The 24,884-nt window shown below is 37.7% G+C and carries 24 protein-coding genes and 1 tRNA gene; 14 read left to right on the top strand and 11 right to left on the bottom strand.

The features are described 5' to 3' along the window. The 6 genes from RUH60_RS06970 to RUH60_RS06945 form a co-directional block, all read left to right on the top strand. Positions 1-1,111: hypothetical protein (locus RUH60_RS06970; RefSeq protein ID WP_313806767.1), on the top strand; the 1,111-nt coding region annotated here is incomplete at its 5' end. A 120-nt stretch (positions 1,112-1,231) separates the two neighbouring features. Beyond that, entirely contained in the window at positions 1,232-2,149 is a 918-nt protein-coding gene (locus RUH60_RS06965) for a tyrosine-type recombinase/integrase (protein WP_313806766.1), read from the top strand. Between the two features lie 11 nt (positions 2,150-2,160). After that, positions 2,161-3,030 carry a tyrosine-type recombinase/integrase gene (locus tag RUH60_RS06960; protein ID WP_313806764.1) on the top strand — a complete coding sequence of 290 codons (870 nt, stop codon included), beginning with the start codon at positions 2,161-2,163 and terminating at the stop codon, positions 3,028-3,030. Between the two features lie 250 nt (positions 3,031-3,280). Further along, positions 3,281-3,808, top strand: coding sequence for an RHS repeat-associated core domain-containing protein (locus tag RUH60_RS06955; protein ID WP_313806771.1), 528 nt, complete (start codon positions 3,281-3,283; stop codon positions 3,806-3,808). Next, the gene (locus RUH60_RS06950; protein WP_313806762.1) at positions 3,808-4,506 is read left to right on the top strand and encodes an IS1 family transposase; all 699 of its coding nucleotides are present in this window, start codon (positions 3,808-3,810) and stop codon (positions 4,504-4,506) included. Before RUH60_RS06955 ends, RUH60_RS06950 begins: the two co-directional genes overlap by 1 nt. Before the next feature lie 202 nt (positions 4,507-4,708). Then, positions 4,709-5,395: a hypothetical protein gene (locus tag RUH60_RS06945; RefSeq protein WP_313806760.1), complete on the top strand. Its 687-nt coding sequence runs from the start codon at positions 4,709-4,711 to the stop codon at positions 5,393-5,395. Between the two features lie 572 nt (positions 5,396-5,967). On the opposite strand, the gene RUH60_RS06940 is transcribed toward RUH60_RS06945, so the two are convergent. The 5 genes from RUH60_RS06940 to RUH60_RS06920 all read right to left on the bottom strand — a co-directional run bounded on the left by RUH60_RS06940 (position 5,968) and on the right by RUH60_RS06920 (position 10,408). Next, entirely contained in the window at positions 5,968-7,230 is a 1,263-nt protein-coding gene (locus tag RUH60_RS06940) for a site-specific integrase (RefSeq protein ID WP_313806759.1), read from the bottom strand. A gap of 26 nt (positions 7,231-7,256) precedes the next feature. Further along, a tRNA-Ser gene (locus RUH60_RS06935) sits at positions 7,257-7,343 on the bottom strand. 60 nt (positions 7,344-7,403) lie between these two features. Next, positions 7,404-8,432 carry an asparaginase gene (locus RUH60_RS06930; RefSeq protein WP_313806757.1) on the bottom strand — a complete coding sequence of 343 codons (1,029 nt, stop codon included), beginning with the start codon at positions 8,430-8,432 and terminating at the stop codon, positions 7,404-7,406. Continuing rightward, the gene (locus RUH60_RS06925; protein WP_313806755.1) at positions 8,422-9,561 is read right to left on the bottom strand and encodes a 1-acyl-sn-glycerol-3-phosphate acyltransferase; all 1,140 of its coding nucleotides are present in this window, start codon (positions 9,559-9,561) and stop codon (positions 8,422-8,424) included. The genes RUH60_RS06930 and RUH60_RS06925 overlap by 11 nt, the downstream gene beginning before the upstream one ends. Before the next feature lie 67 nt (positions 9,562-9,628). Further along, on the bottom strand, positions 9,629-10,408 hold the full coding sequence (locus RUH60_RS06920) for a TatD family hydrolase (RefSeq protein WP_313806754.1): 780 nt from the start codon (positions 10,406-10,408) through the stop codon (positions 9,629-9,631). 68 nt (positions 10,409-10,476) lie between these two features. On the opposite strand from RUH60_RS06920, the gene RUH60_RS06915 reads away from it, so the two are divergent. Beyond that, positions 10,477-10,914, top strand: coding sequence for a retropepsin-like aspartic protease (locus RUH60_RS06915; RefSeq protein ID WP_313806753.1), 438 nt, complete (start codon positions 10,477-10,479; stop codon positions 10,912-10,914). A gap of 57 nt (positions 10,915-10,971) precedes the next feature. Next, positions 10,972-11,895 (top strand): hypothetical protein, encoded by a 924-nt coding sequence (locus RUH60_RS06910; RefSeq protein ID WP_313806751.1) that lies wholly within the window; start codon positions 10,972-10,974, stop codon positions 11,893-11,895. A 31-nt stretch (positions 11,896-11,926) separates the two neighbouring features. Here the strand turns inward: RUH60_RS06910 and RUH60_RS06905 are convergent, their stop codons facing one another. Together RUH60_RS06905 and RUH60_RS06900 are read right to left on the bottom strand one after the other, a co-directional pair. After that, on the bottom strand, positions 11,927-13,138 hold the full coding sequence (locus RUH60_RS06905) for a TCR/Tet family MFS transporter (protein WP_313806749.1): 1,212 nt from the start codon (positions 13,136-13,138) through the stop codon (positions 11,927-11,929). A 43-nt stretch (positions 13,139-13,181) separates the two neighbouring features. Next, entirely contained in the window at positions 13,182-13,706 is a 525-nt protein-coding gene (locus RUH60_RS06900) for a helix-turn-helix transcriptional regulator (protein WP_313806747.1), read from the bottom strand. Positions 13,707-13,951: 245 nt separating this feature from the next. On the opposite strand from RUH60_RS06900, the gene RUH60_RS06895 reads away from it, so the two are divergent. Beyond that, positions 13,952-14,410 (top strand): SRPBCC domain-containing protein, encoded by a 459-nt coding sequence (locus tag RUH60_RS06895; RefSeq protein ID WP_313806745.1) that lies wholly within the window; start codon positions 13,952-13,954, stop codon positions 14,408-14,410. Positions 14,411-14,483: 73 nt separating this feature from the next. Here the strand turns inward: RUH60_RS06895 and odhB are convergent, their stop codons facing one another. Together odhB and RUH60_RS06885 are read right to left on the bottom strand one after the other, a co-directional pair. Beyond that, positions 14,484-15,710: a 2-oxoglutarate dehydrogenase complex dihydrolipoyllysine-residue succinyltransferase gene (odhB, locus tag RUH60_RS06890; protein WP_313806743.1), complete on the bottom strand. Its 1,227-nt coding sequence runs from the start codon at positions 15,708-15,710 to the stop codon at positions 14,484-14,486. 54 nt (positions 15,711-15,764) lie between these two features. After that, the gene (locus RUH60_RS06885; RefSeq protein ID WP_313806741.1) at positions 15,765-18,533 is read right to left on the bottom strand and encodes a 2-oxoglutarate dehydrogenase E1 component; all 2,769 of its coding nucleotides are present in this window, start codon (positions 18,531-18,533) and stop codon (positions 15,765-15,767) included. 107 nt (positions 18,534-18,640) lie between these two features. Between RUH60_RS06885 and RUH60_RS06880 the strand changes: the two genes are divergently transcribed. After that, positions 18,641-19,195 carry a hypothetical protein gene (locus RUH60_RS06880; RefSeq protein ID WP_313806739.1) on the top strand — a complete coding sequence of 185 codons (555 nt, stop codon included), beginning with the start codon at positions 18,641-18,643 and terminating at the stop codon, positions 19,193-19,195. Here RUH60_RS06880 and RUH60_RS06875 read toward each other — a convergent pair. Together RUH60_RS06875 and RUH60_RS06870 are read right to left on the bottom strand one after the other, a co-directional pair. Beyond that, positions 19,179-19,529: a hypothetical protein gene (locus tag RUH60_RS06875; protein ID WP_313806737.1), complete on the bottom strand. Its 351-nt coding sequence runs from the start codon at positions 19,527-19,529 to the stop codon at positions 19,179-19,181. The two genes, RUH60_RS06880 and RUH60_RS06875, sit on opposite strands and share 17 nt — an antisense overlap. 4 nt (positions 19,530-19,533) lie before the next feature. Then, positions 19,534-20,508: a polyprenyl synthetase family protein gene (locus RUH60_RS06870; RefSeq protein ID WP_313806735.1), complete on the bottom strand. Its 975-nt coding sequence runs from the start codon at positions 20,506-20,508 to the stop codon at positions 19,534-19,536. 134 nt (positions 20,509-20,642) lie between these two features. Between RUH60_RS06870 and RUH60_RS06865 the strand changes: the two genes are divergently transcribed. The 4 genes from RUH60_RS06865 (at position 20,643) to RUH60_RS06850 (ending at position 24,875) form a co-directional block, all read left to right on the top strand. Beyond that, the gene (locus RUH60_RS06865; protein WP_313806733.1) at positions 20,643-21,737 is read left to right on the top strand and encodes an MBL fold metallo-hydrolase; all 1,095 of its coding nucleotides are present in this window, start codon (positions 20,643-20,645) and stop codon (positions 21,735-21,737) included. A 142-nt stretch (positions 21,738-21,879) separates the two neighbouring features. Beyond that, complete coding sequence (locus tag RUH60_RS06860) at positions 21,880-22,476, top strand: TetR/AcrR family transcriptional regulator (protein WP_313806731.1); 597 nt, start codon at positions 21,880-21,882, stop codon at positions 22,474-22,476. Continuing rightward, positions 22,476-23,798, top strand: coding sequence for a TolC family protein (locus RUH60_RS06855; protein ID WP_313806729.1), 1,323 nt, complete (start codon positions 22,476-22,478; stop codon positions 23,796-23,798). Before RUH60_RS06860 ends, RUH60_RS06855 begins: the two co-directional genes overlap by 1 nt. Before the next feature lie 9 nt (positions 23,799-23,807). Further along, positions 23,808-24,875 carry an efflux RND transporter periplasmic adaptor subunit gene (locus RUH60_RS06850; RefSeq protein WP_313806727.1) on the top strand — a complete coding sequence of 356 codons (1,068 nt, stop codon included), beginning with the start codon at positions 23,808-23,810 and terminating at the stop codon, positions 24,873-24,875. Positions 24,876-24,884 lie beyond the last annotated feature (9 nt).

Here is a 24,884-nt window from a genome sequence, read left to right as displayed (position 1 = left end):
TGATAAGCTACTGGAACAGTCGGGAATCGTAGGCGAAGAAGAAAACAGAAAACTGTTGTTTCTACTGGCTTCCAGTTACAAAATGCCGTATCTGCTGCATGGGTTGGTTCAAGGGAACAGCGGAGAAGGCAAAACGCACCTCATCAACAGTATAGCCAGTTGTATGCCACAGGAAGACATACTCAACATGACCCGAATAACCAGCAAATCCCTATATCACTATCGTGGCAAAGAATTGATAAACAAATTGATTCTAATTCAGGATTACGATGGTTTGGACGATGAAGCGCAGCTCGCCTTTAGGGAAATGCAATCGGCAAAGGTGCTATCCAGCTCAACGGTGATAAAGGACAGTTTTGGAAACATCCGCAGTAAAATAAAAGAAGTGAACGCCCATTTTGCAAGCCTAATGGCAACCACCAAAGCAGAGATTTACTATGATAATATGAGCCGTTCGGTCATCGTGGGTGTGGATGAAAGCGAAGAACAAACCCTTAGAATCATTGGTCAACAGAACAGAAAAATTGCGGGGCTATCCAATAAAGAAAATGAAGAACAGGCAAAGCAATTATTACGTAACTGCATGAGGGTTTTAAAGAGTTATGAAGTGATTAACCCGTTTGCCGATAAACTGGTTTTACCCAGCAACGCTAAGATGTTAAGAAGGTTAAACAGCCAGTTCCAAAATTTTGTTTCACAGATTACCCTGCTGCACCAGTACCAGCGTAAAACGGACGATAAAAATAGGCTCATAACTACCAAAGAAGACATTCAGCTGGCTGTTGATATTTTCTTTAGTGCCATCGTTCTCAAAGTGGACGAACTGGACGGCAGCACCCGTCTGTTCTTTGAAAAGATGAAAGCATTTGTAAAAGAGCAACCCAGCGGAACAACGCACCGTTTTACCGCTCGTGAAATCAGACAAGCTTTGAATACCAGTAAAACATCGGCATTCAAGCACATGGAATTATTGCAACAACTGGAGTACATAAGCCCAGTTGAAGGGAATGCAGCCCGTGGATTCAAATACAAGGTGAGTTACTGGGATAGTTTGGAGAGGCTTAAAGCCACAATCAAGGAAGACCTCAGCAAACAGTTATTGCAGTTGTGAAATCACTAAAAAGAACGCTGAAAGCCTAGTAAATACAACTAATACACCGCTAGCGTTCCTAAAATTGGAAAGTGTGCATAAGGGAAGTTTTCAAATGATGAATTTTTAAAATCGGATAACATGAAGAAAAAAACAATACAAACACCAGCATTTCAAAACCTGCTTAACGAATTTGAAAGCTATGTGAAGGTGAAGAATTACAAGCAGGGAAAAGGTAGTACAATGTACCAGAGCGCAGTCAGAGAATTTTTAATCTGGTTGGAAGAATCGGGAATCACCAAAATAAAACAAGTGACAGGTAAAGAATCGGTAAACTATTTGGAGTACCTCATCACAAGACCCAACCAGAGAAGAACTGGAACGCTGGCGGATAAAACCATCAAATTCCATTTATATGTTCTGGGTATATTTATGTTCAACCTATTGGAAAGCAAGCAGATTGAACGTGTCTATTACATACCGAGCTATTCGGGTGACAATGAAAAGCCCCGAAATGTTCTAACAGTGGAAGAAATCAAAACACTTTATGAACATTGCCAAAGCGATTTACAGCGGGCAATACTATCGGTGGCTTATGGGTGTGGATTGCGTAGGTCGGAAATTGAAGCCTTGGACGTTAGGGATGTTCAGTTCTCCAGTAAGATGCTGATTGTTCGGGACGGTAAGGGAAGTAAAAGGCGTGAAGTTCCCATGAGCAATTTGGTCATTGAGCATTTGAAAAAATATGTAATTGAAGAACGCTACCAAAAATTGGTCGGTAAATCTCAGATTGAAGAAGCATTTTTCATCTACGATAACAGCAAACGAATGACAGGGGAATACTTAGGCAAATCCCTAAAAAAGATTATTGAGCAAACAGAAAATTATGAGCTGATAAAGAAGGACATAACGCTCCATTGCCTACGTCATAGCATTGCACACCATCTGTCAGAGAATAACGCAGGATTTGAGTTTATACGCAGGTTCTTAGGTCATTCGGAAATCAATACAACCTATCTCTACGCTAGGAAAAACAAAATGCCAGTAGTAACCTTTTAAAATAAAAACCTATGGAAAAACAAACACTAGAGCAGTTTCTACTTCAAGATTGCAGCAAACAAACGGTAAAGAGCTATTTGTTTTCGATTAATCATTTTTTGAAAATGAACCCAAGGGCTAAAAGGTATAAATACCAGCATATTGTGGGCTACATGGAAGAAATCGGGCAAAAGCAATCGAATGCCAAATATCGGGTAGCTATACTATCCGCCATCAAAAAATATTATGATTATTTGATATTCAGCGGACACAGAACCGACCACCCCTGCAAGCAGTTGAATATTAAAGTTAACAGCAATCAGGCAATACAGGTGCAGGAACTATTTAGCAGCGAAGAATTACAATTGCTAATGAACCGTGAGAACCGCTACCAGCACCTAGATACCCGAAACCACGTTCTTTTAAGTTTACTGATTTATCAAGGTTTAACCAGCAATGAAATTGCCCGACTGGAAGTGAAAGACGTTGATTTGGATGGTGGAACTATCAAGATTAAAGCTTCCACCAACCTCAACAAGCGAACGCTGGGACTGGAAGCCAAGCAAATAAAATTATTTGCAAAATATATCGATGAAACCAGAGAAGCCCAATTGCGATGCCAGACCGATAAGCTGATTTTAACCAAACTTGGAAAGCCAATCAAAGTGGACAGCATTCATTCGGTAATTGAGCCTTTAAAGCCATTATTTCCAGACAGAGACCTCAATCCGAAAACTATCCGCATGAGCGTTATCTGTAATTGGTTGAATACGGGGAATAAATTGCCTTTGGAACGGGTTCAGTACCAATCGGGACATAAGTGGCCTGGTACTACGGAAAAATATATCAAGGTTAATAACTTGTTAGAAGTGGAGTTGATAAATAGGTATTTTCCTATTTGAAAATTGATTATATTTGGAATATAACAACTTAAACTCTAAGATTATGGGACTAAAACCAGGACCGAAAAGAACAGCGACATCAACAGGACAGCCTGACAAACGCCAACGTGATAATAAAAGTACACCAGGGAATACCCCCTCGTTGAAACCGTCTAAAAGTTCAGGAAAAAAGTAAATTTATCTTTGTTCAACAATCAGTAATCCATCCAATTCGGATGGATTTTTTTGTTTGTTGTTATTCCTATGATGTATTTGTTATTTTGTCCTATCTCAATTAGGATTTGACCTGAATTACCCTTATTTTCGTCAGATAAAACGTTCTTATACATACCAAAGCGACCCTTTTTTTCGTGCGTATGATGGTTTTCTTACTGAAACGTATAAATATAAGTACAACGGGAAAGAATGGCAGGACGAGCTGGGGCTGAACATGTACGATTACGGAGCAAGGAATTATGACCCTGCTATTGGTAGATGGATGAATATTGACCCTAAAGCGGAGACGAGTAGAAGATTTTCACCGTATGTCTATGCTTTAAATAATCCAATTAGGTTTATTGACCCTGATGGCATGCAAGCTGTTGATAGCGATGATTGGATTGAGTATACTACAAAAGATGGTAAGCAAAGTATTACTGGTAATGTATCAGATTTAGTGATACTACTATTCCGAAGAGCTAACAATTTAATAATCAGCAATTATCGAAAGGTTAAAGCAAAAAGATGGATAAATACAAGTCCATCTTTTTTATTTGTTAATGTCTTAAATCGATTCTAATGGCAAATAATTCAATCTTATGTACCATAATTAGTGACAAGGTTAAATGCAAGCAATGTTGCAGCTTTGAAGTGATTAAGAACGGTAGAACTAAGAATAGAAAACAGCAATACGTTTGCAAAAATTGCAAGTATCATTTCATTGATAACTATACTTATAATGCATGTAAAAATGGTACTAACGATAATATTGCAATACTTACAAAAGAAGGATTGGGCATCAGGAGCATTGCAAGGGTTTTGAAAATTTCCATCACAACTGTACTAAAAAGGATTGTGAGTATTGCAATACATTGCAATCCTCCTGCAATGAAATTTGGTAAAGCATATGAAATTGATGAATTAAGAAGTTTTATTAAAGAAAAAGACAAACTCATTTGGATTGTTTATGCTTTAGAAAGAGAAACAAAAAAGGTAGTCAGCTTTAATGTTGGTCGGAGAACGAATAAGACTCTAAGTGTTGTTACAAATAATGTTATCCTATCTTCTCCAAAATCAATATCGACAGACAAATTAATCAATTACAAATCACTTATTGATAAAAACCTACATCAAACAACAAGATTTGGCACTAATCATATCGAAAGGAAAAATCTAACATTAAGAACACATCTAAAGAGATTAAATAGACGCACCATATGTTTTAGCAGAAGTTTGACCATTCTTAAATCTGTTCTAAAAATCTATTTTTGGTATTAAAAAAGAGATAATAATATACTTAGTATACCACAAATATAGAACATTCCTTAAGACCAATCTTTCGATTGGTCTTTCTTTTTGTGTTAATACAGCAATGTTCAAAATCAGAATATCCCTAAATTTAATGATATAAAAATCACCAAAATTAGGTATTATAGGAAAATACTTTTTTAAATATATTGCCATTTAATTGTTTTGAGTTATGCAAAAAATTACAATAAAAGAGCTTGTTGAATTTAGAAGAAAATCTGATAAGAGTAAAATGAACTTTGCTTTCAAATTGAAGACTAGAACGGAAAAAAATAAAGTTGATACTGAAAATGAAGGAGGTGGTGATTACTGGGTAACTAGTACAAGTTCAATCTATAATACATTTAAGCATGATAAAGATGAATTCTATGACGATAAGATTGAAGAATTACATCTTAGATATAGTACGACAGAGGATTTACGAGTTAAAGATATGTATAGAAGAAATATTGAAATTTTAGAAAACTTTAAAGATTTCGATTTTAAAGATTTAAGACCCCGAGACATTTCAAAATTTGAAACAGTTCATAAGGATTCGAAAATATTAATTCTCAATAATTTCCCTATATATCTTAATCCAAGTTTAATTTTTTGCTTTGAAAGAAACGGGAAGGATGAAATAGGCGCACTGTGGTTAGTTCCACAATTAGAAGGATTTCAGAAATCAGAACTTGGAATGTTTTGTGAAATACTTCATAGATTTCTTATAAAAAATTACTCTGCTAATTATCAAATTTCAGAAGACTACTGTATTGCAGTAGACACTTTTAACGCTCAAACTGTAATTTATTCTGATCTAGTAAATGGTCAAATTCCTTTTCTGATTGATAAGACTTTAGAAGAGGTTAAAAACATATAAAAAGACAACAACAATTATGAATTCAAAAAATAGTAAAGTAAAAATTACTAAAATCAGGTATTGCATGAGAATACTCTTTAAGCAATAGCAAAACAAACAATTGCACATTCAAGAACATTAGATAAGTATTTAAGTATACAACATTAAGCGAAATAAAATGTCTTTTGCTGATTTAACTGCATGGAATTGCAACCAAACAAGCAGATGTTCTTAATAAGCAAATTAATAAAATTAGTTAAAAATATGTGATACTATTCAATTATACCACTTGACAAAAATTATAATAATTGTCTACATTTAGATGTGGTATATGAGTATTTTATTATAAAAAAAGATAAACTTTAGCTTCTTTTAAAAACAAAATTTCACCTTAATTTAGCCCTTTTCATTAAAAACCACCAAAAAAAGTTGTGGTTTCCAAGATTAGGAAACTTTTTTCAACGTGGTTTCCAAATAAAAATCAATTTTGGAAACAACTTAACAATCTGTAAATCAATTAGTTTTAGATAAAAGTTTCCTTGTTTCCAAAGTTTCCAAAAAATTTGAATTGGCAGCCGAGAGAAATTAAAAAATCATAACAAAATATTTGAATTTTTTATTTGTTCATCTGCAGATTTTATTCTTGGAGTATAAATTTCAGTTGTTCTAATCTCTTGATGCCTTGCCTGATCTCTAACTTTTAAAGCAGGTATTCCATTATACAATAAATCTGTAATTCCTGTATCTTTAAATGAATAAAACTGAAACTTTTTATCTAGCCTTAGATCTTTTCTAACAACATCCCAAGAGTTTTGAATTTTACGAACACTCATTTGTTTTAGCCCAGCAAAATAATTATTATTAGAAAATACGTACCAATCATTGGGAGCATTTGCAATATGTACTAAAATATCTTGCAAGAAGTTTGCAGGTATTGTTATTGTTTGATCCTTTTTATTTTTGGAAATCTCTTTAGGTATAAAAATTGTGCTCGCAGATTTATCAATCATCCATACTTGCAATTTCCTTAATTCAGAATTTCTCAAAAGACAATAATATATTGCTTTACAAAGCACAGGAAATCCATCTTCTCTGCTTTTTAAATAACCACTTATTCTCTCTTTTGTAATTGGATCAAAGACTTCCCTTTTCTTTACCTGAATCCTTAATGGCTGTAACCCATGAGTCGGATTTTCAGCTAAAACACCTTTGTCAACTAACCAACCACAAAATAGTTTTATGAAAATTAGATGATTATTACGAGTTCTAGGAGAACTCTTCCTATCAATATATATCCACTCTAGATACTGAACACAGAAAGCTTTTTTGATTTCGATTGCAAAAGTGATTTTATATTGTTGATTAACGAATTGCTCCAATAAATTGCAATTTGAATTGTAGGTTCGCTTAGTATCTGCTCTCAAAACATTATCTGCAACTAATTTATCTAGTCCTACTTTGAATTCTGTTATAACATCATTAAAACTTTTGAAATTCTTACCAGACTCTTCTAAATATGGTGACCAACCATTAGATAGTTTATTGTTAATTTCTAAAACTATTCTCTTGGCAAATTTTAATCTTTCAGACTTAGAGTCCATTGATGGAACCCTACTTCTAAATCTTTCTAATTGCTTTGTAATTGGATTCTTTGCATAATAAACAATTAACCATTCTTTGTTTAATCGCAATTCTGCGGGTTTGAAGTCAATAAACGCATTAACCTTTACACGGGAAGTTTTTTTCTCAGAATTTGGCATTTTTTTATATAGCACTAAAAAATACACTTTTTTAGCACCATAAAGTTTGACATATTTCTGACACAGACTTTTGTCTGTTTCTTCTCTCAACCCCACACCTATAGGGGTTGAGAAAATTATTGCAGAGAGGAAGGGATTCGAACCCTCGATGCAGTTACCCACATACAAACTTTCCAGGCTTGCTCCTTCAACCACTCGGACACCTCTCTAGTTTGAGTCTGCGAAATAACAATTTTTATTTGAGTTATTCAATGTTTTTTGAAGAAATTTTAGGACAGTTCGCCACGAATTGAAGTTTCAAAAATGGTTTTGAAAACCGCAGCTGGTACTTGCTGACCTAATAAATACATCAGTTTGGTAATGGCTGCTTCCGTTGTGATATCATGTCCGGAAATTACACCGATTTTCTTCAGTTGAACACCGGTTTCATATTTTTCCATATTCACGCTACCACCGGAGCATTGCGTTACATTCACCACTTGCAAACCGCTCTTGATTGCTTTTTTAAGAGTGCTAATAAACCAATCTTCGGTTGGGGCATTTCCGGAACCGTACGTTTCTAATACTACACCTCTCAAATTTGGAATTGCCAAAACGGCTTTTAACACACTTTCATTAATTCCGGGGAACATTTTCAGCACAACCACATGACTGTCAAACTCTTTGTTGACTTTCATTTTTTTAGTACCTACTTTCTTAATAAGTAAATCGTGATTGATTTTCAGATGCACACCAGATTCCGCCAATTCCGGATAATTGGGGGAAGCAAAGGCGTTAAAATGTTCCGCGCTGATTTTAGAAGTTCTGTTGCCTCGGTACAATTTGTATTCAAAATACAAACAGACTTCGGAAATTACCGGTTTTCCTTTTTGACGCAAAGAAGCAATTTGAATCGCCGTGATTAAATTCTCTTTAGCATCTGTGCGCAAATCCCCTATCGGAAGTTGAGAACCTGTAAATACAATCGGTTTTCCTAAATTCTCAAACATAAAACTCAACGCAGAAGCGGAATACGACATCGTATCCGAACCGTGTAAAATCACGAAACCGTCAAAAGCATCGTAATTCTTCTCCACAGCTTCCGCCATGGCAACCCAGCGCTCCGGATTCATGTTCGAGGAATCTATCGGCTCTTTAAAAGAAACCGTTTCGATTTCACAGTCTAAAAGTTTTAATTCAGGGATATTGTGTAACAATTCGTCAAAGTTGAAGGCTTTCAGCACACCGGTTTCGAAGTCTTTTACCATACCAATGGTACCTCCGGTGTAAACCAACAATATTTTCGGTTTAGTCGACATTGCCGTATTTCAGTTTATTGATTACAGGGTTGGCGTACATCGCTAAGAAACTATCGCGAAGGGTTTCCTTTTCACTTCCCAGACGCATTTCCAAACGACGTTCAAAAAGTTGTTTTTCTTTTTCAGTGTACTTTCCTGTAAAAGTAGTTGTATTGTGTAGTAAATCGTAAGCAATAAAATTGGTTGGCCACAATTTGTAAGTCGACAGAATGGCATCGTCAATTACTTGAGCCAAAGCCTGTATCTGTTTGTTCGTGTTGTCGTTTTCGGCTTTAATCTGTTCGTATTCCTTATCCAAAACATCTCCGATATGAATATGAATACGCTTCTTCTGCCCGATAATCCCACTGATTAAGGTGATAAAATCTTCGTTACGTTCTTTAATATAAACCTCATCGTTGGCTTCTGCCATCAGTTGCGGCATTTTTAAAGCATCGGTTGGATCGTATTCGTAAGAAATGGAAACCGGTACTACGCGAACTTTTCGGAAGAAATCCATCGCATTTTTCTCATCCGATGCCATCGCCAGCATTTTCAATACGCCTTGGTGTGTCGCATCGTTTCCGTCTTTGGTACGTCCTTCGCGTTGGGCTATCCATACCGAACGGTTTTCTTTGGAAAGCAGATGATACATGAATTCCGACATCAGCTTCGAACTTTGCAACAATTCTCTTGGCGACAAACCTCTGCGTACTAAAAAGTTTCGGTTCAATCGCGATAAAGCCAGCAAAAATGTTTTTTGAACCAGATTGTCTCCAATCGCTGAAGCCGTCATGATTTGACCGTGATCAAACAAACTTACGTTCAATAACGAAGTATCTAAAATGATATCGCGGTGATTGGAAATGAAAAGATAGGATGTATTCGGTTCTAATTTTTCAAAACCGGATGTGGAAAGTCCTTCCGAACTGCGCTCTAAAACACGTTGAATGGACTGATAAATAAAGTTAACCTGAAAATCACGAATAGAATGCGTGCGTTTGAGTTGCTCCATCCAAACTTCTTCTTCAACTTCGGGAAAGGTGAAACTCATCAAAGCTTTCATCATCGGATGATTGGCAATGCTTTGGATGGCTTCATTTACCTCGCTGTCATAAAACTGTCGAATCGAATCGAATTTTGTAGGCATTTTTTGGTTACTTCATTTACAATTCACAAAAGAACGAATTTTTTATCAATCTAAGGGAATTTCTTTATTAAATCCCGAAAACTTCTTTAGAATTTTCAGTCGTGATTCGGGCAATTTCAGCAACGGGAAGCTGGTAAATTTCAGCCAATTTTTCGGCAAGTAAAGTAACGTAGCTGCTTTCATTGCGCTTTCCGCGATACGGAACGGGCGCCAAATAAGGAGCATCGGTTTCCAAAACAAGATGTTTGATGTCGATTTGATGCAAAAATTGATCAATCTTTCCGTTCTTAAACGTAACCACACCGCCGATTCCCAACTTCATGTTGTAGGAGATCGCTTGTAGCGCTTGTTCGTAAGTTCCGCTGAAGCAATGAAAAATCCCGAATAAATCATCTGATTTCTCCAATTCCAAAACTTCAAAAATTTCATCAAAAGCGTCCCGACAATGGATATTGATAGGTAATTTGTACTTTTTCGCCCACTGAATTTGTTTCTGAAAGGCTATTTTCTGAATCTCTAAAGTGGTTTTGTCCCAATACAAATCAATCCCGATTTCTCCGATAGCCGCAAATTTTCGTTTGCTCAATTCGGCTTCCACATGGGCCAATTCGGCTTCGTAATTCTCTTTTACATAACACGGATGCAAGCCCATCATCAAATGAATATTCTCCGGAAACTGTTGTTCCAAATCGTACATTTTTTGGGTATACGAAGCATCAATCGCCGGAATAAAAAAACGTTTTACACCTTTACTGATGGCGCGTTCAATCATTTCAGTACGGTCTTCGGCAAATTCTTCGGAATATAAATGCGTGTGGGTGTCGGTTAAAACAAAATCGGTATTCAAAATTTATCTTTTTGTATTGTTGCTGCGAAATTACGAAGATAGTTTCAGTTTTTGTGTATTTTTGAGTTATGGAGCAACTGCACGAGGTCTTAAAAAAGAAAGGATATAAGAAAATCCGATTCAAATTATCTAAAACCCAACACCTTTTGATTAAAGCCAAAATCAACGGTGTGGAAGGCAATTTTATTTTAGACACAGGTGCTTCCAACAGTTGTGTAGGTTTCGACAGCGTTGATTTTTTTAACCTAGTCGCACAAGACTCACCTACCAAAGCAGCAGGGGCCGGAGCTGTAGGCATGTATACGCAAATGGCCACCGACAACACTTTGCAATTATCCCGCTGGAAAACGAAGAATTTTCAGGTCATTATTTTCGACATGAGCCATGTAAACCAAGCCCTCCAGCAATACAAAGCCAAACCAGTACACGGAATCATTGGTGCCGATATTCTTTTAAAAGGTAAAGCAATTATTGATTATTATCACCATTACCTATATCTCAAATAGTTAACCTTAAGCAACCTTTTTACAGATTTTACATCTTTTTTATTAAACTATACTATTATGAAAAAGTTCCTTTTTGCCTTAATCCCTTCTCTAATATTGGTAGCATGTTCTGATCAGGATGACAATCTGGTTCAGGTTACCGGACCTGACGCTGAAGCAGTTTATAATCTTTTCAACACCGAATTGGAGAGTCAAACACAAAATTTCGAAATGAATGCTGAAGACGGCTACGTAACTTTTACTTCTGCTCAGGGCGTGACTTTAGGCATTAACGGAGCCTGCTTACAACTTAACGGTGTTCCCGTAACCGGAGCTGTAGACATCGAGTTTGTTGAAATATTTGATCGCGGCAACATGTTAGTCACTAATAAAACCACGATGGGAATGCATAACGGTGAAAAACATTTGCTGATTTCCGGTGGAGAATTTTATGTCAATGCAACGCAAAACGGAGAACAATTAACCCTGACTTGTGCTTATGAATTATACGTCCCAACAGCAATTACCGGTGGTACAGATAACAACATGCTGCCTTTTAACGGCACTTTAGACAACTTAGGCAATATCACTTGGGAACAATCGACCAGCGGCGAATGGTGGATTGGTTCTGCTAATGGTAACGCCGATTCCTATAATGCGATTATGACCAATTTCGGATGGTTCAATTGTGATAAATTTATGAATACGGCTGGTCCTAATACTACCATTTCAGCCTTTGTTCCTCAAGGTTACGGTAATGGAAACAGTCTTATTTTTATTGCCACTGCTAGCCAGCCAAATTCTTTAGGTGCTATAGCCGGACAATATCCGGTAGGATTGCAATGCCATCTGATTTTTGTATCTGAAAACAACGGCGAGTACATTTATTCGATTTTACAAGACCAGACTTTAGTGGAGAATCATCAGGTGGAGTTTCATTCCAACGAAATGCAAACAGCCACTGCTGACCAGCTTGTAGCAGTCATCAATGCTTTACCATAAAAAGAAAGGCGCTCGTTGAGCGCCTTTCTTTTTATCTTAATCGCAACGCACGATACGCCACAATACAACTAATCAACATTAAAAATCCTCCTAAAAGAAACGGCGCTCCTGCAAATTCAAACGGTGCTTCTTTGTGCGTGAAGAAGTAAAAGGTATTGGTCATTAACGGCGGTCCTACAATCGCTGACGCACTCATCAAACTCGTCAAGGTTCCCTGAATTTCGCCCTGTTCGTTCACCGGCACTTTACTGGTGATGATGGATTGTAAAGCAGGGCCGGCAATTCCGCCTAAACAATACGGTACTAAAAAAGCGAACATCATCCAGCTTTGAGTTGCAATGGCGAATAGAAACATTCCGAAGGTATACAACCCTAAACCAACATAAATACTTTTCTCATTACCCAATTTCGGATTTACCCATCGAATTAAACCACCTTGCACCAACGCTACCAACAAACCGATAACGCCTAAAGAAATCCCAACCATCCTTTCATCCCAATGGAATCGGTACATCGTAAAGAAGTTCCAATTGCTGTGAACGGCATGCGAACCGACGTACAATAAAAAGATAGCCAATACCAGCCCAATTAACGACGGATATTTTTTCAGATTCAGAATGGCATTGACTGGATTCGCTTTTTTCCAATCGAACTCGCGAAGGTTTCCTTTATCCAGCGATTCAGGAAGGATGAAATAACCGTAAAGGAAATTCAGCAAACACAAAACAGCTGCCGCATAAAACGGAACTCTGGCGCCGTATTGTCCTAACAAACCACCCAATACCGGACCGATGATAAAGCCTAAACCGAAAGCAGCTCCAATCATTCCGAAGTTTTTGGCTCGGTTTTCCGGTGTACTGATGTCTGCGATGTAAGCAGATGCGGTTGTGATACTTGCTCCGGTAAATCCGGCGATAATTCTTCCGATGAAAAGCCAAGTAATGGTTGGTGCCATCGCCAGTAAAACATAATCGAAAGCAAAACCTAACAACGAAATGAGAATAATGGGACGACGTCCGAATTTATCACTCAAATTTCCGATTAATGGTGCAAAAACAAATTGTGTGATGGCGTAAGCAAATGTTAGCCAACCTCCATATTTTGAAGCTTCACTGATGTCGCCGTGAATGAGTTCGGCAATTAATTTCGGGATAACCGGTATGATGATGCCCCATCCGATAATATCAATCAGCATAGTGATAAAGATAAACCCGATGGCGGCCTGTTTTTTACTTTCTTTCATGCTAGTATTTTGAGGTTGCAAAGAAATGAAAAATCTACGTTGGTTAAGACGCTTTTGCTTCCTTGATTTTCTGTTCTAGGTTTTTCTTTTGTTTGTCGAAACTTTCTTTTTTGAGTTGTAGTTCTTCTAAAACAAACAAATTGTGAATTTTTAAAGTTGCTGTCGCCCTTGCCTGAATACCTTGCGCCAAAATCGCCTGACTTTCTTTTTGTTTCGCCAGAAAAGCAGCCACTTCCAAAGCAGCGAAACACTCTTGGCGAATGCTCGTAACTTTAGCAATTTGTTTAGCTGTTTTTAACTGTTTGATTTGGATGATACGATACTCGCGTTCCAATTTTTCCTGAAGTTGTAGGCGTTGGGCTTTGTTGATAGCTTCACTTTCTTTGGCAACGGTTTTATTTTCCTTCAGATGCACCAAGACATCATTTAAACGCAACATCGCCGCTATGGGTAAACCGCGCTTCCCGGAAACAAACATCGACCATTGCGCCCGACTAACACCGAGCCATAGCGCCGCTTCTTCTTGCGACAAACCCAATAATTTTCTAAAATCGTTTTCTTTTTTCATGTTTCAATCTTTTAAAAAAATTCTATTTGCAACACAAACTGTTTCAATTCACCAAAAATAATCAGTTTGAAACAAAAGTTGTTGCAAAATTCAAAAAAGTATTTGTTTGCAACAAAATAATTTGTTTATGAAATAAACATTAGTTCTGGGCTCATTTCGAAAAGTTTACAAATAGATTTCCAATTGAAGTCCATATCACTACGAAATAAAATCGTAAATTTGAGATTCAATCAGCAACGAGACTTATGAAAAAACTGCAATTCAAAAAAGAAATCAACGCAACAGCCCAAAAAGTGTACGAAACGATGTTGGGACTGAAAGACAAAAGCAGCTACGAACACTGGACGGCTGCCTTTAATCCTACTTCGACCTACGAAGGCAGTTGGGACAATGGAAGTAAAATTTATTTTGTTGGCGTTGACGAAAACGGCAAAAAAGGCGGTATGGTTTCGGAAATCGTAGCGCACCAACCGGCTAAATTCATATCCATACGTCATTACGGTTTTTTGGATGGTGAGATTGAAGTAACCACCGGAGAACAAGTTGAAAAATGGGCCGGCGGACATGAAAATTATGCTTATGAAGAAAACAACGGCCTCACCACTGTTACCGTTGAACTCGATACCGTTGATGAGTATATGGACTACTTTAAAAACACCTATCCGAATGCGTTGGATAAATTGAAAGAGATTGCTGAACGGTAATGGTTTTTGAAGTTGAAAATAAAAAAATCCCGCTTATCATTAAGCGGGATTTTTAATATCTAATTATTTCAGACTACAACTCCAAAGCTTTCTTCGGGTTGTTGTCCATTAAAAGTTCTACAGGGTTTTCCAACGCTTCTTTTACCGCTACCAAGAATCCTACAGACTCACGTCCGTCGATGATTCTGTGATCGTATGATAAAGCTACAAACATTACCGGAGCGATAACGATTTGACCGTTTTTAACGATAGCTCTGTCTACCACATTGTGCATTCCTAAAATACCAGACTGTGGTGGGTTAATGATTGGTGTAGACAACATCGATCCGAAAACTCCTCCGTTAGAGATTGTGAACGTACCGCCTGTCATTTCATCTACAGTGATTTGTCCGTCACGAGCACGGATAGCCAAACGTTTGATTTCAGCCTCAACACCTCTAAACGTTAACAATTCTGCACTGCGCACTACCGGTACCATTAATCCTTTAGGACCTGAAACTGCTACCGAAATATCACAGAAATCATAAGAGATTTTCTCCTGACCGTCAATCATCGAATTAACATCCGGATACAATTGCAATGCACGAGTAACTGCTTTTGTAAAGAATGACATAAAGCCTAACCCCATTTGGTGTTTCGCTTTAAACTCTTCTTTATATTGGTCACGGATTGCATAAATCGCGCTCATGTCTACTTCGTTGAACGTAGTCAACATTGCCGTTTCGTTTTTAGCCGATACTAAACGCTCAGCCACTTTACGACGCAACATTGATAATTTTGTTCTTTCTGAACCACGAGAACCGCCTGTTGGCGTTCCCATAGACGCTTTAGCATTCATCGCATCTTCTGTAGTGATTCTTCCAGATTTTCCTGTACCTGAAACAGTTGCAGGATCAATATTTTTCTCTGCTAAAATTTTCTTAGCTGCTGGTGAAGCTGAACCTGTTGCATACGTAGCTTCTTGTACCGGTGCTGCTTTTGGTGCTTCAACGGTTGCTGAGCTTGTCGAAGTATCTGCTTTTGGTGCTTCAACTGCCGGTGCTGCTGCTCCGTCAGGTCTTGCTGCATCCGTATCAATTAAACACACTACTGCGCCTACTGCTACCGTATCTCCTTCTTCTGCTTTAAGCGTAATTACCCCGCTCATTTCTGCCGGTAACTCTAAAGTCGCCTTATCGGAATCAACCTCAGCAATCGCCTGGTCTTTTTCTACATAATCTCCGTCTTTTACTAACCAAGTAGCGATTTCTACTTCCTTGATTGATTCTCCCGGTGAAGGGACTTTCATTTCTAAAATCATCGTTTATATAATTTTATAAGTGTTGTTATTTATTGCTGTTCAAAAATACAATTTTTATTGGAATAGGTTTTTGTCGAAAACCATCGCAATGGCTGCCGCGTGACGCTTTTTAGAACGCACGTAACTTCCAGCTGCCGGCGCACTGTACGCTTTAGGTGATGCTACTCTGAATTTCACTTCGTGGAAGTTCATCAGCATAAACCCGTACGCTCCCATGTTTCTTGGCTCTTCCTGTGCCCAAACGTAATCGTCTGCGTTTGGATATTGTGCGATTACCGCTTTCATCTGCTCGACTGGTAACGGGAACAATTGCTCCACACGAACCAAAGCAACATCGGTTCTTCCGTTGGCTTCTCTTTCAGCTTTTAAGTCGTAGTAGAATTTACCGGTACAAAATACTAACGTTTTCACATCGGCTTTGTTTACATTCGCGTCGTCGATTACTTCCTGAAATTGTCCGTCGGTGAATTCAGATACCGCAGAAACGGCTTCCGGGTGACGTAACAAACTCTTCGGTGTAAATACCACCAATGGCTTACGGAATTTCGTTACCAACTGTCTTCTCAACAAGTGGAAGAAGTTCGCCGGTGTGGTACAATCTGCTACATACATATTGTGGTTCGCACATAATTGTAAGAAACGCTCCATTCGTCCTGACGAATGCTCTGCTCCTTGGTTTTCATATCCGTGCGGCAACAACATTACTAAACCGTTTTGGTTGTTCCATTTGTCTTCCGCTGCGGAAATGTATTGGTCAATCATGATTTGCGCTCCGTTTCCGAAGTCTCCAAACTGCGCTTCCCATATCGTTAAGGCATTCGGATTGGCTAAGGCATACCCGTATTCAAATCCTAAAACACCGTATTCAGAAAGGTGCGAATTGTATACCGAGAATTTTCCTTTTTTGTTCGGAACGTGGTCTAACAAGATTACTTCTTCTTCCGAATCTTCTACTTTTACTACCGCGTGACGGTGCGAGAAAGTTCCACGCTCTACGTCCTGACCGGAGATACGAACGTCGTAGCCTTCCGTTAATAGTGTTCCGTAGGCTAACATTTCACCCATTGCCCAATCCAACTTATCGGTTTCAACCATTGTTTTACGGTCTCCGATTAGTTTGGTTATTTTGCTGATGAATTTTTTATCCGATGGCAATTCCGTTACGGTTTTGGCTACATCGGCAATGATCTTTTTATCTACTTTAGTTTCGTATTTTTGAAGCATCCCTTCAGCCTCAACCTGTTCGAAACCTTGCCATTCGTCTTGCATGAACGGAGAAATCACCGTTAAGTCTTTCTTGCGGGAATTTTCTAAGTTTTCTTCAAGATTGGCTTTGTATTGCGCTTCTAATCCACTTACATACGTTCCGTCGATGGTTCCTTCAGACTTTAATTTGTCTGCATACAAGTCTCTTGGGTTTTTATGTTTGGAAATCGCTTTGTATAATTTTGGCTGGGTGAAACGCGGCTCATCTCCTTCGTTATGACCGTATTTTCTATACCCCAATAAGTCGATGAACACGTCTTGCTTGAATTCCATACGGTATTCTAAAGCGAACAACATCGCATGTACTACCGCTTCCGCATCGTCTGCGTTTACGTGCAATACCGGAGACAAGGTAACTTTCGCTACATCGGTACAATACGTTGACGAACGTGCATCTAAGTAATTCGTGGTAAATCCAACCTGGTTGTTGAATACAACGTGGATGGTTCCGTTGGTTTTGTATCCGTCCAGTTTCGCCATCTGAATGATTTCATAAACGATACCCTGACCGGCTACGGCTGCATCTCCGTGTACCGCAATTGGCAACACTTTTGACGCATCTTCAGCATAATATTTATCTTGTTTTGCTCTTGCAATTCCTTCAATTACCGCTCCAACCGTTTCCAAATGCGAAGGGTTCGGCGCTAAATTGATGTTGATGTTCTTTCCTGTTTGCGTAGTACGATTGGCTGTTAATCCTAAGTGGTATTTCACGTCACCGTCAAACAAAGCATCGTCGTCGTAATCTTTCCCGTCAAATTCTGAGAAGATATCTTGTGTTGGTTTTCCGAATACGTTCGCCAATACGTTCAAACGACCGCGGTGCGCCATTCCCATTACGAATTGCTCTACGCCTTTATCAGCAGCTGCTTCAATTAAGAAATCTAATGCCGGAATAGCCGACTCGATTCCTTCCAAAGAGAAACGCTTCTGCCCAACATATTTGGTATGAAGGAAGTTCTCGAAAGAAACCGCTTCGTTTAATTTTCCTAAAATTCTTTTCTTCTGATCTGTATTGAAACTTGGCAAGTTATCGTTGACATCTAAACGACGCTGAATCCACTCAATCACTTTTGGATCACGGATATACATGTATTCCACCCCGATTGACTGGCAATACACTTTGTCTAAATGATCGATGATTTGTTGCAAAGTACTAGGCGGCATGTTCACCACTTTCGCAGCATCAAAAACCGTATTCAAATCGGCCGAAGACAAACCGAAATTTTCTATTTTTAAATCTGGCGAATACGTTCTACGGTCACGAACCGGATTGGTTTTGGTGAATAAATGTCCGCGGGAACGGTATCCGTCGATTAATTTTAAAACGTTAAATTCTTTTTGGATTTTTTCCGAATTTCCGGTCATTGGTGCATCGCCATTAGCAAGTGCATTCAATTGATCTAGAGGACCGTTACCAAACTCATTGGCAAAATCAAACCCTTGAAAAAAGCTTCTCCAACTTGGTTCTACACTATCCGGATTATCTAAATATTGGTCGTATAAATCGGCAAAAAAAGCCGTGTGTGCTGCGTTTAAAAAGGAAAACCTATCCATAATACTGTCGTATGACGATTTTGGGTTAAAAAAATTTACGCAAAAGTACAATACTTTATAATAATCTTCTAATGTTTTTCATACTTTTATATCATAAATTCTTCTTAATGATGAAGTTCAAAATCAACTTATCAATTTATTTAACATTTAGTCTGAGTTTATTTCTTTTTTTAACGGACTTTTCTTCTGTTTACGCTCAGGATACGATAAATTTCAAACAAAAAAGTGATTTTTGGAAGAACGTTCGGTTTGGTGGCGGACTCGGATTGGGCTTCGGAAGTGGCTACACTAATATCATGGTCGCACCGAGTGCAATTTACAATGTAAACGATTATTTTTCAACAGGTTTGGGTGCGCAATACAGCTATGTAAGTTCGCGTGATTATTTCAATTCACATATTTATGGCGTGAGTTTGATTGAACTCTTCAACCCGATTCCGGAAGTACAGCTTTCTGCAGAATTGGAACAACTTCGCGTAAATAATACCTACACGCAATTTAACCCTGAAATCAAAGACAATTTTTGGAATACCGCTTTGTTTTTAGGCGCCGGATATCGCAACGAAAATGTGACTATTGGAATTCGGTATAATGTTCTCTATAAGGAAGCAAATAATGTGTACAGTCAGGCATGGCTGCCGTTTGTTAGAGTTTATTTCTAAACCAAACCTTTTGCCATTCGCGTTTTAAAATCAGGAACGTTACTTGTTCCGACAAATCGGCTAAATCTGAGCCATCGAGTTTCTTTACTTGTTCTTCGGAAACATCAATGATGTAAAGCAGGTTTAAATATTCCGCGAATTTATATTGGATAAGCTTATAAATTTTGTCGTGAAGCTGTAATTTCAGATTGATGGGCGAAATATCGGTTTCAAAATCCACACTTTCGTTAGCAAACGTAAAATCTTTGTTAATTTGCTCTACCAGTTTTACATACAATTCCTCCTTCTGAGCTTCAGAAAGCAATAAATCGGTATTTAGAGGAGTAACATACATGCAATTACACTTTTCGGCCCATTAAGTTTTCTCCGAAAGTACGCAAAACTGTTTTTTTATCAGCTTCAATCTGCATTTTTTCTAAAGTCTCAAAAGCTTTAAAAGTATAAGATTTGATGGCTTCCTGAGTAGCTTCACTCGCTTTGGTTTGGTTGAAAATTTCTTTTACTTTTTCAACTTTGTCGGTATAATTACTCGGCTGAATGGAGAACAGATGCTTGAGTTGTGTTTTAACATCGGAATCGGCAAATTCCACTGCTTTTAAATACAAATACGTTTTTTTGTTTTCGATAATATCGCCACCCACTTGTTTCCCAAAAGTCAGCGGATCGCCGAATGCGTCTAAATAATCATCCTGTAACTGGAAGGCAATGCCTAAATTCAATCCAAAATCGTAAATCAGGTTCGCATTCTCTTCCGAAGTTTCTGCCACGATGGCGCCAATTTTCATAGCAGCACCAACCAAAACTGCCGTTTTGTATTCAATCATTTTCAGGTATTCCGGAATGGTTACATCGTCTCGGTTTTCAAAATCGACATCCCATTGCTGGCCTTCACACACTTCCAAAGCCGTTTTACTGAACAGTTTTGCTAAATCCCTGAAAATCGCCGGTTCGTATTGTTCAAAATACTGGTAGGCTAAAATCAGCATCGCATCACCGGATAAAATTCCGGTATTGATGTCCCATTTTTCATGCACAGTTTCGTGCCCGCGACGCAAAGGGGCATCGTCCATAATATCGTCGTGAATCAGGGAAAAGTTGTGAAAAACTTCCACCGCGGTTGCTGCAGCCAAGGCTTTTTTATAATCCGAATTGAAAACTTCGGCAGCCATTAACGTTAAAACCGGGCGAATTCGTTTTCCGCCTAACGATAAAATATACTGAATCGGCTCGTACAAATTCTTAGGCTCTCTTTCGATTGAAATTTTGGAAAAATGCTCGGATATAAACTCTTGATACTGCGCTATGGAATGCATAAAACAAATTTTGCGCTAAAGTAGTTCAATTTGTGGTTTTTTCAAACGTTAATTTTTTATTAAAAAACGAGGAAACTTTTTAAGTGCTTAAAGTTTCCATTATACATTTGTCCCATAATTTAAAGTTTAATAAAATGTATATTCTAATCATATCTATAGCAACAATCAGCGTAATAGCCTACTGGTTTTTAGAAAGCGAGCGCTTTGGGAAAATGCCAAAAGGGTTACGTTTAGAAAGAATTAAAAATTCAGAGAACTATAAAAACGGTGCTTTTCAAAATAAAAGTTTCACACCCGATTTAACCGAAGGAGCTAATTACTATTCGGTTTTAAAAGAATTTATATTCTCAGACAAACAAAGAAATAAGCCTACAAACATTATCCCGAACACCAAAACCGACCTACACAATTTGGATTCGGAAAAAGATTTGTTAGTATGGTTTGGTCATTCCTCGTATTTTATTCAATTGGATGGCAAAAAAATTTTAGTGGATCCCGTTTTCAGCAAAACCGCTTCACCATTTTCGTTCACAACAAAATCATTCAAAGGCAGTAACCAATATACAGCTGATGATATACCGGAAATCGATTTTGTTTTTATCACCCACGACCATTGGGATCATTTGGATTACAGAACGATGAAAGCTTTGCAACCTAAAATCGGTCAGGTGATTTGTGGTTTGGGAACAGGTGAACATTTAGAACGTTGGGGATTTCGCTCAAATCAGATTATAGAAAAAGATTGGCATGAAAATTTTGCTTTGACTGATGGTTTTTCAGTAACAACGGTTCCGGCAAGACATTTTTCGGGACGCGGTTTAAAACGAAATCAGTCACTTTGGCTGTCGTTTGCTTTGAAAACCCCTACAATGAACATTTATATTGGTGGAGACAGCGGCTACGATACCCATTTTGAAGAAGCCGGAAAAAAACTTGGTCCTTTTGATATTGCTATTCTTGAAAACGGTCAATACGACAAAAGCTGGAAATACATCCATATGCAACCCGAGGAAGTGGTGAAAGCGGCTGAAGATTTAAAAGCATCGAAATTGTTCCCGGTACATTCTTCAAAGTTTGCTTTGGCAAATCATGATTGGGATGAACCTTTAGAAAGAATATCAAAACTCAATGAGAAAACTGATTTACAATTGCTTACACCCATAATTGGAGAAGTTGTGCATCTAAAAAAACAACAAAAGTTTTCAAAATGGTGGGAGTTTACGAATTAATGTTAACGTTGATCAATCAATAATCATCACAATCCCTCTATTTACAGTACTTAACACTAATGTTAAATAATTGTGAAAACTTTGGAAACTATTTTTGTGTTCAAAGTTTCCATAGTACATTTGCGTAGAATTTACAAAGAATATGAAAGAGAAAATCATGCTCAAGGCCAATGAAATGTTTTTAAAACTTGGTTTTAAGAGCGTTACCATGGACGACATTGCCGGAGAAATGTGTATCTCCAAAAAAACCATTTACAAATATTTCTGTAACAAAGAATTGTTAGTAGAAGAAACCACGGAAAGAATGCACCAGGAAGTTAATCAGAAAATTAACGAATTGGCCTTGCAGAACTTTAATGCGATTGAAGAGAATTTTGAAATTCAAAAGATGTTCAAAGAGATGTTCAAATCGTATGATACTTCTCCGGTTTATCAGCTAAAAAAACACTATCCGATGATTTTTATGAAAATTCAGGAGAAAAGTATTGAATTCTGTAATTCCAATTTCCGCAATAACATTGAAAAAGGAATCCGCGAAGGCTTGTACAGAACAGATTTAGACATAAAAGCCGCAGTTGACTTTTACTACACCTTAATCTTCTATATCAACGAAAACACCATTTACGAAAAAGATGTACATGAAATGGAAATAAAAGCGCTTGAATACCATACTCGAGCCATTGCCACTCCAAAAGGAGTTTTAGAACTTGAAAAACATTTACAAAATCCTAATATATAATGAGAAACCTATTTATACTTTCCTTGTTAACGCTTGCTTTTACAGTAAAAGCTCAAGAAGTCAAGGAACTTAGCTTGAAAGACGCTGTTACCTATGCGTTAGAAAACAAGGCAGAAGCCGTTAAAGCCCGACTTGAAGTAAAAAACAGCGAATTAAAAATTGATGAAGTTAGAGCTAGTGCTTTACCGCAAATTAACGCCAACGGAGGATTAACGTACAATCCCATTTTACAACAAAGTGCCATTGATTTTGGTGGAGAAACGCAAATCATCACTATGGGACAGCCTTGGCAATCAACTGCTTCGGTTTCCTTAAACCAACAGTTGTTCAACTTGGCTGTTTTTACTGGATTAAAAGCCGCAAAATCAACGCGTGAATTTTATCAGATTAACGCCGATTTAACAGACGAACAGGTAATCGAAAAAGTAGCCAACAGCTATTATGAGGTATACAAAACCAAATCACAATTAAAAACAGTTGATCAGAATTTAGCCAATACCACCCGAGTACGTGATGTAATCGCAGACTTATTTAAAAACGGATTGGCAAAAAAAATCGATTTAGACCGAACTACAGTAACCGTAAATAACATCCAAAGTACGCGTTTGCAACTTATCAATTCCTTACAATTACAGGAAAACGCTTTAAAATACCTGATTGGTATGGATATCAACAACAGCATCATCTTGCCAGAAAACACCTTTGAAGTTACAGCAAATGCTTTCACAACAGATGGTAATTTTGTTGACAAACGCACCGAAATTAAACTATTGGAAAAACAATCCGAATTGTTAGAACTGAACAAAAAAGCCATTCGCGCAGAAGGTTTGCCAAGTTTAAGCTTAACCGCTAATTACGGATATTTAGGAATTGGAGAGGAATTTCCTTGGTTTCAATCGTATCCCGGAGCGTATTGGTCAGATTATTCAGCCATCGGATTGAACCTGAACATTCCAATTTTTAACGGTGGTAGTGTGCGTGCCAAAACAAAACAAGCACAAGTCCAAATTGACATGTTGGAAGCTGACAAAAAGGATACTCGTTTAGCTTTGGATTTGGCATATAAAAATGCTGTGGCACAAATCAACAACTCGCTTTTATCGGTTAACACGCAAAAAGAGAACGTAACCTTGGCGAAAGATGTTTTAAGCAACACAGAGAACAATTACAAAAACGGATTATCACCTTTAACAGATTTGCTTGACGCTGAAACATCGTATGCCGATGCGCAAAACAACCTTACAAATGCCTTATTAAGCTACAAACTAGCTGAAATTCAATTAGTAAAATCAAAAGGAGAACTTAAAACACTAACCAAATAATATATAGAGATGAAAAAAATAATAATAACTTCAATCATAATTTTAGCCTCATTAGTTGCTATCGGTTTTGTATTAACAAGCAATAAAAAAGAAAACCAAGAAAAAATTGATACAGTAGCAGCAACTAACGCAGCTGTTGCCGTAAAAGTTGCCCAAATTAAAACCGAAGAAGTTTCATTTGATTTTGAAACCAACGGAACTTTTGAACCCATTCAACAATTGACTTTTTCTGCCGAAAAAAGTGGTAAAATCACAAATGTCTTAGTTAAAGAAGGGGATTATGTGCGTGCCGGACAAGTGTTAGCCATTATGCGCGGTGATGCCATAGGTGTAAGTGCCGAAAATGCAAATGCAGTATATCAAAATGCTGTGGTTGATTACAACCGATTTGAAAACGCATACAAAACAGGTGGTGTAACCAAACAACAATTAGATCAAGCCAAAGTAAATATGCTCAATGCAAAAGCTAATTTATCGCAAGCCAATATTAATGTAGGCGATACACGAATTAAAGCGCCATTTAGTGGTTTTATCAATAAGAAATTTATCGAAGTAGGTTCTATAATTACATCAATGCCGGCAACAGAATTATTTGAAATCGTTAACACTGCCAAATTAAAATTAAATGTTACCGTAAACGAAAATCAAGTAACACAATTAAAAGTGGGTACGCCTATTAAAGTAAAATCAAGTGTTTTTCCAGATAAAACTTTCAACGGAAAAATTACGTTTATTGCTGCAATGGCAGATGCTTCTTTAAACTTTCCAGTTGAAATTGAAATCAACAACAACGCTTCAAACGACTTAAAAGCGGGTATGTATGGTACTGCAGAATTTACTTCGAACCAACAAAAACAAAATATTATGATTGCACCTCGTGCCGCTTTCGTAGGAAGTGTTAGTAGCAATCAAGTATTTGTAAACGAAAACGGTACTGCTGTATTGAAAAATGTAACTTCGGGAAGAATTGTAGGTGACCGAGTTGAAATCATCAGCGGATTAAAAGACGGCGATGTCGTAGTTACAACGGGTCAAATCAACTTAGCTGACGGTGCCAAAATAGAAGTTATTAAATAATATAATTTC

This window comes from Flavobacterium sp., assembly GCF_032153895.1.
Classification (GTDB): Bacteria; Bacteroidota; Bacteroidia; order Flavobacteriales; family Flavobacteriaceae; genus Flavobacterium.
This window is presented reverse-complemented; position numbering and strand designations above follow the sequence as displayed.